At 60.6% G+C, this 13694-nt stretch carries 14 protein-coding genes; 5 read left to right on the forward strand and 9 right to left on the reverse strand.

Going from position 1 to position 13694, the window contains the following annotated elements; all coding sequences use genetic code 11:
- Positions 1-32: 32 nt before the first annotated feature.
- Together AAGT95_RS00225 and AAGT95_RS00230 are read right to left on the reverse strand one after the other, a co-directional pair.
- Positions 33-1016, reverse strand: a complete 984-nt coding sequence (locus AAGT95_RS00225) for a DUF1852 domain-containing protein (protein WP_342595135.1) — start codon at positions 1014-1016, stop codon at positions 33-35.
- Between the two features lie 498 nt (positions 1017-1514).
- Complete coding sequence (locus AAGT95_RS00230) at positions 1515-2894, reverse strand: NAD-dependent succinate-semialdehyde dehydrogenase (protein WP_342595136.1); 1380 nt, start codon at positions 2892-2894, stop codon at positions 1515-1517.
- A 255-nt stretch (positions 2895-3149) separates the two neighbouring features.
- Here AAGT95_RS00230 and AAGT95_RS00235 point away from each other — a divergent pair, with 255 nt between their 5' ends.
- Positions 3150-4124, forward strand: coding sequence for an AraC family transcriptional regulator (locus AAGT95_RS00235; protein ID WP_240612306.1), 975 nt, complete (start codon positions 3150-3152; stop codon positions 4122-4124).
- A gap of 136 nt (positions 4125-4260) precedes the next feature.
- On the opposite strand, the gene AAGT95_RS00240 is transcribed toward AAGT95_RS00235, so the two are convergent.
- Positions 4261-5289: an NAD(P)-dependent alcohol dehydrogenase gene (locus AAGT95_RS00240; protein ID WP_342595137.1), complete on the reverse strand. Its 1029-nt coding sequence runs from the start codon at positions 5287-5289 to the stop codon at positions 4261-4263.
- Positions 5290-5426: 137 nt separating this feature from the next.
- On the opposite strand from AAGT95_RS00240, the gene AAGT95_RS00245 reads away from it, so the two are divergent.
- A complete protein-coding gene (locus AAGT95_RS00245; protein WP_342595138.1) occupies positions 5427-6344 on the forward strand; it encodes a LysR family transcriptional regulator in 918 nt (305 codons plus the stop codon).
- A 171-nt stretch (positions 6345-6515) separates the two neighbouring features.
- Positions 6516-7379, forward strand: a complete 864-nt coding sequence (locus tag AAGT95_RS00250; RefSeq protein ID WP_342595139.1) for a hypothetical protein — start codon at positions 6516-6518, stop codon at positions 7377-7379.
- Between the two features lie 644 nt (positions 7380-8023).
- Here the strand turns inward: AAGT95_RS00250 and AAGT95_RS00255 are convergent.
- Positions 8024-8812: an NAD(P)H-dependent oxidoreductase gene (locus AAGT95_RS00255; RefSeq protein WP_110598797.1), complete on the reverse strand. Its 789-nt coding sequence runs from the start codon at positions 8810-8812 to the stop codon at positions 8024-8026.
- Positions 8813-9450: 638 nt separating this feature from the next.
- Between AAGT95_RS00255 and AAGT95_RS00260 the strand changes: the two genes are divergently transcribed.
- Positions 9451-10365, forward strand: coding sequence for a LysR family transcriptional regulator (locus AAGT95_RS00260; RefSeq protein WP_342595140.1), 915 nt, complete (start codon positions 9451-9453; stop codon positions 10363-10365).
- On the opposite strand, the gene AAGT95_RS21615 is transcribed toward AAGT95_RS00260, so the two are convergent.
- The 4 genes from AAGT95_RS21615 to AAGT95_RS00275 form a co-directional block, all read right to left on the reverse strand.
- A complete protein-coding gene (locus tag AAGT95_RS21615) occupies positions 10290-10523 on the reverse strand; it encodes a hypothetical protein (protein WP_425356039.1) in 234 nt (77 codons plus the stop codon). The genes AAGT95_RS00260 and AAGT95_RS21615 overlap by 76 nt on opposite strands.
- On the reverse strand, positions 10520-10735 hold the full coding sequence (locus tag AAGT95_RS00265) for a hypothetical protein (RefSeq protein WP_342595141.1): 216 nt from the start codon (positions 10733-10735) through the stop codon (positions 10520-10522). The genes AAGT95_RS21615 and AAGT95_RS00265 overlap by 4 nt, the downstream gene beginning before the upstream one ends.
- Positions 10736-10977: 242 nt before the next feature.
- A complete protein-coding gene (locus AAGT95_RS00270; protein WP_342595142.1) occupies positions 10978-11238 on the reverse strand; it encodes a hypothetical protein in 261 nt (86 codons plus the stop codon).
- Positions 11238-11762 (reverse strand): sulfite exporter TauE/SafE family protein, encoded by a 525-nt coding sequence (locus AAGT95_RS00275; protein WP_342595143.1) that lies wholly within the window; start codon positions 11760-11762, stop codon positions 11238-11240. Before AAGT95_RS00275 ends, AAGT95_RS00270 begins: the two co-directional genes overlap by 1 nt.
- A gap of 108 nt (positions 11763-11870) precedes the next feature.
- Here AAGT95_RS00275 and AAGT95_RS00280 point away from each other — a divergent pair, with 108 nt between their 5' ends.
- Positions 11871-12704, forward strand: a complete 834-nt coding sequence (locus tag AAGT95_RS00280; RefSeq protein WP_342595144.1) for a helix-turn-helix transcriptional regulator — start codon at positions 11871-11873, stop codon at positions 12702-12704.
- Positions 12705-12770: 66 nt separating this feature from the next.
- Here the strand turns inward: AAGT95_RS00280 and AAGT95_RS00285 are convergent, their stop codons facing one another.
- Positions 12771-13694, reverse strand: coding sequence for an efflux RND transporter periplasmic adaptor subunit (locus AAGT95_RS00285; protein WP_106419530.1), 924 nt, complete (start codon positions 13692-13694; stop codon positions 12771-12773).

Genomic DNA, 13694 nt, shown 5'->3' on the forward strand with positions numbered 1-13694 from the left:
GTTGATCAAAGGATGTCGTTGGAACGGATCGATCAAAGAGAATAATTAGCCGACCACTGTTCGAGCACATGGCGGTAGGGCTTGATGAAGTGCCGCTCGGTGAACTTGCCCTGCTCGACGGCCAGCTGGCTGCGCTCTTCGCGGTCGTAGACGATGCGCGTCAGCGAGTAGTCCTGATGCTCGAGGCTCGGCTGGTAGATCTTGCCCGCCACCGAGTTGGCGTTGTAGATCTCGGGGCGGTAGATCTTCTGGAACGTCTCCATGGTGCTGATGGCGCTGATCAGCTCGAGATCGCTGTAGTCGGCCAGCAGATCGCCGGAGAAGTAGAACGCCAGCGGTGCGACGGCGTGCGGAGGCATGAAGTAGCGCACCTGCAGGCCCATCTTGCCGAAGTAGAAGTCCGTCAGCGAGGAGTCGTCGTTTTCATACTCCACGCCCAGCACCGGGTGGCGATTGTCGGTCTGGCGATAGACCTTGCTGCTGGAGACGCTGAGGCAGATGACCGGCGCCTTGCCGAAGGAAGCACGATAAGCGTCGGAGTCGACGAAGCGCTTGAACAGCTTGCCGTGCAGATCGCCAAACCCATCGGGGATGCCGAATTCGGCGCGGTCCCGGTTGTGCTCCGACAGCCAGACGCTGAAGTCGTAGTCGCGCACGTAGGAGGAGAAGTTGTTCCCCACCATGCCCGGAATGCGCTTGCCGGTGTGCTTGTCGATGATCGTCGTCTTCAGCATCTCGATCGCCGGGAAGGTGTCATCCTCGTCCTCGGCCCCCACGCTCAGCTCACCGGTGATGATATCGAGTTCGACGGCGTAGCGATCCGCCTTGGGGTTGTCCCAATGCGCCAGGGCATTGAAGCGGTTGTCGATCATCGTCAGGGCATTGCGCAGGTTCTCCTCGCGACGCTCCCCTCTTGCCAGGTTGGCGAAGTTGGTGGTGGTGCGCGTGTTATCGGCCGGACGGTAATGCTCGTCGAACCGAACGCTCTTGATATCGAATGTGAAGTCGTGATTCATCGCGAACAAGCACCCTGTTTGTCGAGAGAGGCGCCGGGCCGTCGGCAGGCCCAGCGTCTGTCAATGCCATGTTGGTCAGCACGTGTTTGCCAACGTGTTGACCAATGCCGTGTCTGACGTATCGACCGACAGCCGCCTAGCGGCTGTCATCGAAGCGGGTGCTATTTATGCCAGAGCGGCTGGATGCATGAAAAGCGATAAGATTTCAGCTCAAGATGAATCACGTTCATGATTCGCCAAAACCCTTGCCGGCTAGTCAGGAAAGTTAGCGTGATGGCGGATTTTCGCGGCAGGCGGATTCGGGGCACTTTGCCGCCCTTCTCCCATCGCCACGGCCACCCGAGTCGAACTGCTGCGCAAGCCCATCGACATCCCCATCGCAGGCGCCCCGTAAGATCGACGTGCCGGCACGGTGATGGTAAACCCCGATGGTAAACTCAAGGCACCGTGCGTTAGCCGCGATCAAGGGGCCGGGGCGCCTCGTTCGAGGGGATCGATCTACTGATCCAGTCCGCTCATCAGCACGTATTTGACGTCCACGTACTCCTCGATGCCGTAGAAGCTGCCCTCGCGGCCGTAACCGGATTGCTTGACGCCGCCGAACGGTACCGACGCCGTGCCCACCGAGCCGGTGTTCAGAATGACCATGCCCGCCTCGAGCGCGCGTGACAGCCGGAACGACCGCCCCAGATCCCGGGTGTAGCAGTAGGCGACAAGACCATACTCGGTGGCATTGGCACGCTCGATCACCTCCGCCTCCCTCTTGAAGCGATAGACGGCAAATACCGGGCCGAATATCTCGGTCCGGGCCACCTCGGCATCGTCGTCCAGTTCGGTGATGATGGTCGGTTCATAGAACAGACCGCCCTGCGCATGCGGTTCGCCGCCCAGGACGATATGCGCACCGTGCTGGCGGGCACTCTCCACCAGCGAGGAGACTTTTTCCAGGCCGGCACGATTGATCATCGGCCCGACCACGAAATCGTCTCGCATGCCCTCGCCGACCTCGATGCCGGACACCCGCTCGACCAGCTTCTCGACGAACCGATCATGAATGGCGTCATGCACGTAGAAGCGATTGGGCGAGATGCAGACCTGGCCCGAATTGCGCAACTTGGCACTCACCGCGCCCGCCACGGCAGCGTCGATGTCGGCATCGTCGAAGACGATGAACGGCGCATTGCCACCCAGCTCCAGTGTCATGCGGGTCAGCGTCTGGCCGGCAGCGCTGGCCAGCCGGCGACCGACGGCGGTCGAGCCCGTGAACGAGATCTTGCGGATCCGTGTGTCGGCAATGAAACGCTCGCCGATCTCCTGCGGATTGCCGGTCACCATTTCGAACACGCCTTCCGGAATGCCCGCCTCGCGCGCGGTTTCCAGCAGCTTGTAGGCCGTCAGCGGTGTCTCCTCGGAGGGCTTGATGATCATCGTGCAACCGGCGGCGAGTGCGGTGGCGATCTTGCGGGTGATCATCATGAAGGGGAAGTTCCAGGGCGTGATGGCCGCCGTCGGGCCGACCGGCTCCTTGACCACCATGATCTGGGCATTCGCCGCGTGGGTGGGAATGGTATCGCCATAGACACGCTTGGCCTCTTCCGCATACCACTCGATGAAACCGAGGCCGTACTCGATCTCGCCGTAGGCCTCGGCGAGACACTTGCCGTTCTCCTTCACCATGAGCTCGGCGAAGGCGGCCTTGTCGTCGCGAATTCGCTCGAACCAGCCACGCAGCAAGTCACCACGCTCTTTCGCCAGCTTGCGTGACCAGGCGGGAAAAGCGGCGCAGGTACGGTCGATCGCCGCGTTCACTTCATTCAGGGACATCGCCGGCGCTTCACCGACCACCGAGCCATTGGCGGGATTCAGGACTTCGATCATGGTGCTGTTCCTCAGGAGTGGATGGCTGAGATACCAGGCTTCGAACCCTCGCTGGTATCGATCTCCTCCCGTTGAGCTCGGGCAGGAGACGCATTGCATGATAGAAAGCCGAATCCCCATCCACGATGGCCCAGAATCTCCCGTTATTGCCTAAACCTCTCGGTCGCCAAGAATATCCTCCAAAGCTGTGGCAAACTCCTCCTCATCGATTGACCCCATCGCCACCCCTCATGCGGCGCACCAGGAGACTCGGCCATGACGCGATCCCAGCCCTCTCGGGCACCGAGACACCAACCCGAAGCGGATACGCCGCAACAGGCCATGATCGCGTTGCTGAAAACGCTGGCGCCTGACGAGGGCTACAACCTGACGGCCCTCCCTGACGTGCGCTTGCTGCGCTCGAACCGGCCCCTCGCCTCCACGCCCGTGCTCTACGACCCCGGCATCGTCATCGTCTGCCAAGGGCGCAAACGGGGAATCTTCGGCGGCCAGGTCTACCTCTACGATGCGCAGCACTATCTGGCCGTCTCCGTCCCCGTCCCTTTCACCATGGAGACCGATGCCAGCGAGCACGAACCGTTGCTCGCCATTTACATGCACCTGGACTTCAAGCTGGCCGCAGACCTGATGCTGCAGATCGATCAGTTGGGCGGCACCGAACCCGCCAACCCCCGGGGAATGATGTCGACGCCCATGGACCGCCGACTGGGCGATGCCGTGCTGCGCTTCCTGGAAGCGATGAGCCGGCCGCTCGAGGCCGCGATACTCGGGCCTGCGCTGGTGCGGGAGATCTACTTTCATGTGCTGACGGGCGAACAGGGGCACTCGATGCGGGCGGCGCTGGCCATGCAGGGCCAGTTCGGCAAGGTGGCACGCGCCCTGCGCTGCATTCACGCCTCCTACGCGGACGATCTCGACGTCGAGCAGCTCGCCAGCCGTGCCGGCATGAGCGTTCCCACCTTTCATGCGCACTTCAAGGCCGTGACCCACACTTCCCCCATGCAGTACCTGAAGTCCACGCGCCTGCACCAGGCGAGGCTGCTGATGGTGAGAAACGGCATCACCGCGGCGGCGGCCAGCGCCCAGGTCGGCTACGAGAGCCCGTCCCAGTTCAGTCGCGAGTTCAAGCGCCTGTTCGGCCGAACACCGGCGGCGGAAGTGAAACGGATGAAGGCAGAGTTCGCGATTCCACCCGCGCATGCGGCGGCGACGTTCGTGTCGTCGCACTGAACCGGGAAGAGCGCCACCGAGGCAGGAACGCGTGGCTGAGCGCATTGCCGAGTCTCAAGCGCTCGCCGTCGCCATATGCCATTGAACCGCCGACAGTATCCAGCGGTTCAGGGCAGCGTGGCGATGGCTGCCGAGTTCACTCGTCGTTCACGTCGATCACGATCTTGCCAAACGGCCTGCGCTCCAGATGATCCAGCGCCTGAGGCAGCTCGGCAAAGGTATAGCGCGCCTCGATGACCGGCTCGAGTCGGGCCTGATCCACCGCCCGCACGAAGCGCTCCAGCGCTCGCCGGCTACCGGTGCCGATACCGTGGATCGTGACGTCCTTGAGCATCAGCGGCATGGCTGGGGAGGCGATATCGAATCCCGCCAACGCTCCGATCTGGCATACATGCCCGCCTACGGCGGCCAGTTGGACGGAGACGCCGAGATTATCGCCACCGACCACGTCGAGCACGTGATCCACGCCCTCGTCATCGGTCAGCGCGTACACCGCTTCCACCCAGTCATCGCGGGAACGATCCACCCAGTGATCGGCCCCCAGCGCCAACGCCCGTTCACCTTTCTCCGGTTGGGTGGCAACGATCACCTCTGCCCCGCTCATCTTCGCGATAAGCAGACTGAATAGCGCCACGCCGCCGGTACCCGGAATCAGCACCCGATCGCCAGCCTTGACGCCGGCTCTCTCGACGAGCGCAAACCAGGCCGTCAGTCCGGCGCAGGGCAAGGTACTGGCCTGGGCATCATCCAGCGCGCGCGGCGCATGAACTAGCCAGGCGGCAGGCATGGCCAGGTATTCGCTCAGAACGCCGGGGTAGAAACCGCCCAAGGTACGATAGGCCGGTGTTCTCGCGTTACCCGGTCGGCGCCCATCGATCCAGTCGGGCGTGAATACGGAGATGACCCGATCTCCCTCGGCAAACCCTTTCACTTGCTCCCCCAGTTCGACGATGGTGCCGGCCATGTCGGAACCGGGCGTGAAGGGATAAGCCAGCGGCAGCCCCCTGCCACTCTCGATCACCATCTTGTCGCGGTGGTTGAGCGAGACGGCTCCCACCCTGACCAGCACCTCATCCGCCGCCGGGCGTGGCTTCTCGCAGGTGGCCAGTGTCAGTCTCTCACGACCGATCGCGTCCATTTCCCAACGCCTTGTCGCTTGCATCATGTTGGCTCCATCGAGGGGTGCCGACGGTCGTCGTCGGCAGCGTGGCGAGACTATCCCACGACGGTGAGCGCACTATAATACGCATCAATCGACACACACTGATGAATAAGAGACAGCAATATGAGGTGAAAGAGGGTATGAACGGGAAGGAGATTGCCGAACTCATCGCGTTCATGGAGGTTGCCAGATCGCAGAGTTTCCGCCGTGCTGCATCACGCCTGGGAATGTCGCCCTCGGCGGTGAGTCACACCATCCGCTCACTGGAGACGTGGCTGGGCGTCAGAGTCTTGAGTCGCACCACCCGTAGCGTATCGCTTACCCAGGCGGGCGAACGGTTACTGGAGCGTGTGGCGCCGGCGATCAGCGACATCCGGCAGGCCGTGCATGAGTCGGCGGCGTTTCAGACCTCACCACAAGGCAAGATCCGGATCAACTTGCCGCGCATCGCAGCCCAACTCGTGCTGGTGCCGCGACTTCAAGCCTTCCTGGAGCGCTACCCTCGTATCGAGGTGGATCTCGTCATCGACGACACGCTGACCGATATCGTCTCGCAGGGCTTCGATGCGGGCATTCGCTCGGGTGAGCGCTTGCAGCAGGAGATGGTCGCCAGACAGTTGACGCCGGCACTGAACATGGCCGTGGTGGGGGCACCAAGCTACTTTGCTCGACGCTCGCCACCGGAGGTCCCGGCAGATCTTCACGCGCACGTCTGCATCAATTACCGCTGGAGCGACTCGAACGCCTTGTACGCCTGGACCTTTCAGGAGGGCGACAGACGTTTCGACCTACAGGTTCGCCACGCCTTGACCCTCAATGACACCAGCTTGATCGTCGCGGCGGTTCTGGAAGGCACCGGACTCGCCTATCTGCCACAGAATCATCTGCAAGCCTATTTCGACAGCGGTGAACTGGTGCGAGTCCTCTCCTCATGGACGCCGTCGATCCCGGGGTTCTATCTCTACTATCCGCACCGCGAACACATGCCCAGCGCGCTGAGAGCCTTCGTCGACTTCATGACCGTGCCGGTGGACCAGCCACTCTCACACACCCAGTAATGGCGGCGGAAATAGACGTGGGGATGGGAAAACCTTCGTGAGCGTGGGGAAATACCCGCATTTACTGCAAAGCGCTTGTGAGCAGAACCCCGCCTCTCCTCACGTCCTATCATGGCTGGTATAAGTGCATGATAAGCATCACCACCAGAGCGACCGTCAAAGGAGTCCAACTTGAGCAACACCAGCCGCCAGCTGACCTACCTGGAAAAGGCTCACGCCCACATGGTTTACCTCCGCGTGGTATTCTTCAAATGGCTGATCGTAGTATTGGGCACCATAATTATCCTCCTAAGCATCGCATTGCCCGTGGCGTTCATATACGACAATATTCGCGCCCCCCTGCTGCTAACAGGCTTCTTGATGTTGATGAATTTGGTCATCATGGTGCTTGGTGTTCTATTTGTCGCCCATGGCCTGGGCCGGGCAGCTACGCTCAGGAGCACCACCGATAAGCTGCATGGCCGGTTGATCGAAAAGAGAAATACGGGAAGTTCCGGCAATGGCGGCGGGCGTTTTACCACTTATACCTACTTCATTGATAAAACCCAACTCTATTGGCCGCCCGGTGCCGAAAGTATCTACAAACCCCTTGTGGATCAACAGATCACAGTAACGGTCGCCATGATCGACATTCGAAACCGAGCCAAATTGAGCTCACTTCTCAATATTATTGGTATCGATAAACTCAAGGAAAAACCGTTGGGCATGGGAGTGGTCCTCGAATTCCGAAAGGTTATCGATATTCATGGTGTTCTCGAAAAATATGGGCGCTACTACCTATTGCGCTACCAGCTTCAATGGGCAGCGGGCTTCGGCTTTTTTTCAGCACTCGCCTTTTTTCTTTTAACGCATTCGGCCACAGGCGACTGGATGTCTCAAAAGAGTCATTTCACGCAGGCCATGATCATCTTTGGATATATCTTCGGTAGCATTTTGACGGCTGCTTTCGTGGCCAACAAGTACCCAGCAGTACGTAAATTGTTAAATCCTGAGTATGACAGCACGCCTCACAAGGAGAGATTGAAGGGAAATTGAGCCGGTTGTTCAATGCCGAATTGCTATCTCAACAAGCAGGACCATAAGCGCTACGGGCAGACTGAGATGACATCTCATGAATGCTGCCCGCTATCCACACATCGCCGCCCTAGAAGTAGCCGAAGGGAAGGTTCAGGCTACTGAGCAATGATCTTTCCCAGAGCCATGACCACGCCTAGTCGAGGTAGAGCACTAGCACCTCTTCGATCCAACTTATGAAGGCGCGGACGCGGCGCGACAGATTCCGTGGATGGGCCACGACCAGGGACACATCGAGTGGCTCGGGGCGGAAATCCGGCAGAACCTCCACCAGCGCCCCGCTTTCCAGGTGAGCGCAGCCTGGATCAGGCCGATGCCGACAGGCCAGCGGCTTCGTAGGTCTGGACGCTGTTGACATGCAGGACGCCGGGCAGCGGCAGCGTGGCGTATTCGTCGCCGTCCGGGTATTCCCAGCCATAGGGCCGTGACCGTCGGCACCCAACGGTCACGGCAAGGACATAGCCAGTCACAAGCAGACCGGCCTGGGGCATCCTTACCGTAGATCGCGCGAGACATCCGGAACAACCCCGATCATGTCCATCTCCTTACGTTCCGAAGGCACCGGCGATCTGAGTTGACCAACCCGGCGACATCGGTATTGCTCTTTATGTGTCGGCCGGATCGGCAACGTGCGCGGCGAGGCCGGTTTGGCCCGGCGCAACGTGGTCGGCCATGGTGTGGCGATCGGGGAAGTCACCGCCGTTTTGCGACCGGAAGGGAATCGGCGCGTCGGTGAATAGCCCGGCGAGACGCACACGCCATGCTTCCTTGATCGCCTCCACTTCCTCCGCCGTGGAAACGTGAGCCGCGCGATAGATCGCGTGCGTCGGGAGCACGTCCATGCCGGGGTAGAACAGCGCGCCATGAGTGAGCGGGAACAGCAGCTGCTCGATCGGCCCGTTGATACCCCGCGGGCCATAGTCGGCCGCTGGACCGCCGGCCTGCACGTTGACCAGCGCTCGCTTGCCCTTGAGGATGCCCTCGCCAAAGCGGAACTCGTTGGAGCCATTCTGATAGCCGTAGGCAAAACCGAAGGCATAGACCCGCTCTATCCAGCCCTTAAGGATCGCGGGCACGCCGTACCACCACAACGGGAATTGCAGGACCACAGCGTCGGCCTCGAGCAGCTTCTGCTGCTCGGCGATCACGTCGGGCGTCTGATGGCCGCTTGCATAAGCATGGCCTGACTCCATGATGAACGACAGCCGTTCAGGGTTGTCGCGCATCGGAAAGTCATCGGCGTCGTACACCGCCTTCCACTTCATGCCGTAGAGGTCCGAATGGACCACGGTGTGCCCCGCTGCCGACAGCGTCTCAGTGGTCACGTCGACCAGCTGCCGTGTCAGTGAAGTGGGCTCGGGGTGCGCGTAAACGATGAGAATATTTTTTTTCATGAGATTGTTTCCGCAGCGTTGAGAGCTGTGTCCGCTTGATTGATGTTCCCGATCGGTATCAATTGCTCGCCAGGACTCGCACGTTGGTGATACAGATGTTTTCGTAGGATCTGCGTGCACGCGCGGTCGCGCTCGGCACGATGATGCCGCCATCGATTTCGATACTTACTCTGTTGATGGCGCGGCGAGGCTCCTCGATCACCAGCGGAATGCTTGTTTCGTCGCAGCAGTTCGCGCCAAAGCGCGCGCTGAGCTAGTCGGGATGGGATGCTGACTAATATCACTCGATGCCTCCGGCTCGGGATTGGATGCCCGGCTGCCCTCAATATGCGCATTCGAGTAATATTTCTGAAATCGATTTTCTTAACATGTGGTATCCAGATAGCGGATACCTAGTCGCTGATCGCCACGTTGGCAGCACTTGCACGCGGGTGTTCGATTGGCCAGTCGGCGCGGCACGGCCCCATAAGCTCCAGTTTGGCGGCTATCTACCAATCGTGAGACCAGCCGCGATCGCGTTCGCGCCAGGAGTCCGACGCCAACACAAACAGCTTCCCCTCAGCCGGCCAAGCCGTTGATGGGCAGCGCCGCGACTATCATATATAGAGCTGATTAAACGGCGACCAGGAATAGACAGAGTGAATGACAGTCGGATCGACCTCAATCTCTTGGCGACGCTCGAGGTACTGCTCGCCGAACAAAACGTAACGAAAGCGGCAGATCAACTGAACCTCAGTCAGCCGGCGGTAAGCGCGCAACTCGCGCGGCTTCGGGATTTGTTTGACGACCCGCTTCTGCTCCCGACTCGTCGAGGCATGATCCCGACCGCCAAGGCAATCGAACTTGCACCGCAACTAAGAGACGCGCTGGATCACGTGCGCAACGCGCTACATTCTCATCAGGACTTCGATCCCGGCACGGCGAAGCTGACCATATCAATCGGCTGTTCAGACTATATCCAGGCCACAGTGGTGATGCCGCTCGTCCTGGCTCTCCGGCAGACAGCGCCGGGAGTACGGGTAGCCGTTTGGAATCTGATGCCCGAGCTGGTGGAGCAGCAACTGGGGAACCAGGACGTCGACCTTGTCATCGCCCTTCCCAGGCCACCGGCTCCCCACCTGCGGACAAGTCACCTATTCGACGAAAGTTATGTCCTCATAGGAAGGCGCGATCACCCTCGGCTGAAGGCGGATATGACGATAGACGAATATGTCGAACTGGAACACGTCGTGGTGTCACCGCGGGGCGGCGATTTCGAAACGCCAGTGGACAGTGCTTTGGCGACACTTGGTTACCGACGCAACGTCGTCGTGTCGGCGGCCTCCTTTTTGCTCTTGCCGGAGATCGTCTTAGATAGTGACCTGGTTGCGCTCGTGCCGCGGCGCCTGTTTCTCAGGCAGTCGGAGAAATTCATGAGGGTCGACCCGCCCTGGCTGGGGGAACAATTCAAAATCAATCTGATCTGGCACGAGAGATGTCATAGGCATGCGGGCCACCGCTGGATCCGCGACTTCATCGGACGTCTGGTTGGGGACCAAAATATCTGCGCATAACGCGCCACGATATCCACCAACCCTCGCCCGCCCGTTAGATCCAACGCCGAGCTGTGCGCCGCCTTGCGCACCACCCCCATTGCCGCCTCCAGCGTTGCCCATTGGCGGAAGCGAGTTCCAGCCTGTGATTTAACGCGGTAACCGACCGAAATGATCACATCAGATTGTAGTGCTCGATGGCCCGCGTGACCTGACGAGCCCCCTCCAGGCGAACTATACGGAAATTCCGGGTAGTTGATTCCCGCTCCAGCTCACTCTCATCAAAGACGTTCAGAACGTGCTCATTGATCGTGCGAACATCTTTATTAAACAGTTCGGACATCTGCCGCTGCGTCAGCCAGACGGTCTCGCGACCATCATCCAGACGCACGTCGACCACCTACTCGGCATCTTCGTAGATCAGAATTTGTGGTTGTTCGCTCATGTTGGCTTGATCCAGATGCGTTGGCGTCTAAGGGCCAGATCACGCACTCTTTGGGGAATCCGCCGCCAGAGACCAGGGCCACCACGTTCCAGTTTCCTTTTGCGGAGCCAGCGTCAAGCGGGGAGAAATCGTTGGCGAGACTCAGTGCATGACGACCATCACCGCCAGCACCACCGCCAGCACCACCGTCAGCAGTAGCAGATACACCCCGACATGAATACGATCGGGAATGCGCCCGATCCATCGCGATGCCAGGCGGATGCCGAGCCACGACCCACCGCCAGCGCCAGCAAGGCGCGCAGATCCACGTACCCCGCATACCAGGCGCCCAGCGGGGTATCGCCGGCCGATAACAGCACATAGGTTGCGGTGCCGCTCACCGCCATGGGCAACGACAACGGATTGGCCATCGCCGTGGCCGCCGTCATGCTGGCGCCTCTGCGGCGCATCAGCGGCGCATCAGCGGCACGGTCATCACGCTCCCGCCAACCCCCAGAAAGGCCGCGATAACACCGATGAACAGGCCTGTGATCGCCGTCACCAGGCCGCCCATGGGACGTACCTCCCCTTTCGCCTGATGCAGGAACCCAGGCCGCATAACGGCATCCGCAATCGTGATCGCTAGATAGCTGATGAACATCCAGCGCACCCACTCTCCACTCACCGACACCGCCGCTGCCGCGCCGAGCACGGCACCGACAGCGATATAACCCACCAACGGACGCCCCAGGCGCCATTGCACGGTCCGCCGCCGATGGTGCCGCCATGTCGATAGAGAGGCAGCGAAGATCATCAGCGCGGTCGAAGTGGCCACCGCGATATGCATCGCCGCCTGGCCGGCCACGCTATCCGCCCCGTGGACGGCAATCAGCAAGGTAACCATCAAGGGAACGACGACGAAGCCGCCACCGAAACCGAACAGCACGGTCGTCACGCCGGCCAGCCCGCCGCAGAGAAGCAATACGCTATACACCGGAACTCTCCTGATGGAACGCAACGACAGGAACGATATTCCGATGAGGAGTGGCCGACGTTCGCCAGTTGGCCAATAATCGTTGTATTTCGGCCACCCTGAGGGCAAATGCTCAATATCCCCCTAGCAGACGTGGATCATGTGGCCCGGCCCGTCGTGGCCATCGGCACCGACTACAGCCCCGGCGCCCTACTCGACTTTCATACCCATCGCCGAGCCCAATTTCTCTACGGCATGACGGGCTTGATGGAGGTCGACACCGATGAAGGCACCTGGGTGGTGCCACCTTATAGCGGTGTCTGGTTGCCGGCGGGCAAGCGCCACCGGGTGCGGATGAACGGCGTCAGTACCCGCAGCCTGTATATCGAACCCGTGGCGGCGCCACGCTCCTCCTCCAGTTGCGAGGTGCTGGTCGTGACGCCACTCCTGCATCACCTGCTGCTGGCCTCCGCCAGCATGCCCGCGCTTTATGACGAGAGCGGTCGCGATGGTGCCCTCGCCCAACTCCTGCTGTACGAGCTGCAACGGGCGCCGGCGCTGCCGCTGTTTGCGCCCCTGCCCCGGGACCCTCATCTGGCCCGCCTGTGCAGAGATTTTCTCGGCCAGCCGCATATCCATAGCCTGCCCGAGGACTGGGCCCGACAACTTCATTGCAGCCAACGCACATTCAATCGACTGTTTCGTCAGCAGACCGGCCTGTCGTTCGCCATATGGCGCCAGCAAGCCTGCCTGATGGCCGCCGTTCCCAGGCTACTAGCCGGTAGCTCCGTTACCCGAACCGCGCTGGAACTCGGCTACGACAGCCCCGGCGCCTTCTCCAGCATGTTTCGCAAGGTGCTCGGTCAATCCCCGACTGCCTTCGTTCGCGCGGCTACTCGCCAAGGGAAGGAGCTACCCATATATGATTCGCAGACATTGGCTGGCTTGCCATCCACCGACTAGAGCCCTCGCGGCAAACTTGTAAAAGCCAATGAAAGTCAACTCACAAGCGTGGAGCGGGCTTCCACCTTACATCCAGCGATGCAGCAGTGTGATCAAACGCCCATGTAGTCGCACATGCCCTCCGGAGGTTTGGTCGACCTCGACGCTGCCCGTCATACCGGCGGTCAGTTCGATGCTCTCTGGCACCCGATCGATGGCGATACGTACCGGAATACGTTGGGCCAGACGCACCCAGCTGAAACTCGGCTCGACACTCGGCAGCCCCTGATCATCGATCCCCTCGTTGGTATTGGCGATGCCGCGTCCAATACTGGCCACGTGGCCTCGTAATGGCGCTTCGAAGCCCATCAGCTGAACCGTTGCCGCTGCCCCGGGATGGATGCCCTGGAGTTTGGTCTCGGCGAAATAGCCCGTGACCCAGAAACTGTTCGCATCCAGCACGGCGAGATTCTGCTGCCCAGCCACCGCGTAGTCACCTTTGCGTAAGCGTAGATGAGTCACATAGCCATCCACCGGGGAGCGCAGGGTCGCATGTGTCAGGTCCAGCCGAGCCAGATTCAGCGCGACCTGGGCTTGGTGTTTTTCCGCCCTGGCGATATCCACATCCTGCGTGGCGCTGTGAACCTGTTCGCGGGAGACATACTCTCCCAGTCCTTGCCGTCTCTTGGCATAGTCGACCTTCTGGCTCAGTGTCGCTGTCGCCGACGCCAATCGCGCCTCGGCCTGCTCGACAGCCAGTGCGAAGCGCTCGGGATCAATGCGGTACAACAACTCTCCGCGCTTTACATACTGATCATCGGTGACAGCGACCTCGGCGATCGTCCCGGAGACCTCGGGAGCGATGCGCACGACCTGCGCATTGACTCGACCATCACGCGTCCAGGGAGCCAGTACGTAGGCTTGCCATAGTGCGATTACCAATAGCATCGCGGCGATGACCGCGCCCAGAGTCAGGGTCACTTTTGCAACAGGCATTAATAGACGTTTCAT

Origin of the sequence: Salinicola lusitanus (genome assembly GCF_038648475.1) — a bacterium.
GTDB lineage: Bacteria > Pseudomonadota > Gammaproteobacteria > Pseudomonadales > Halomonadaceae > Salinicola > Salinicola lusitanus.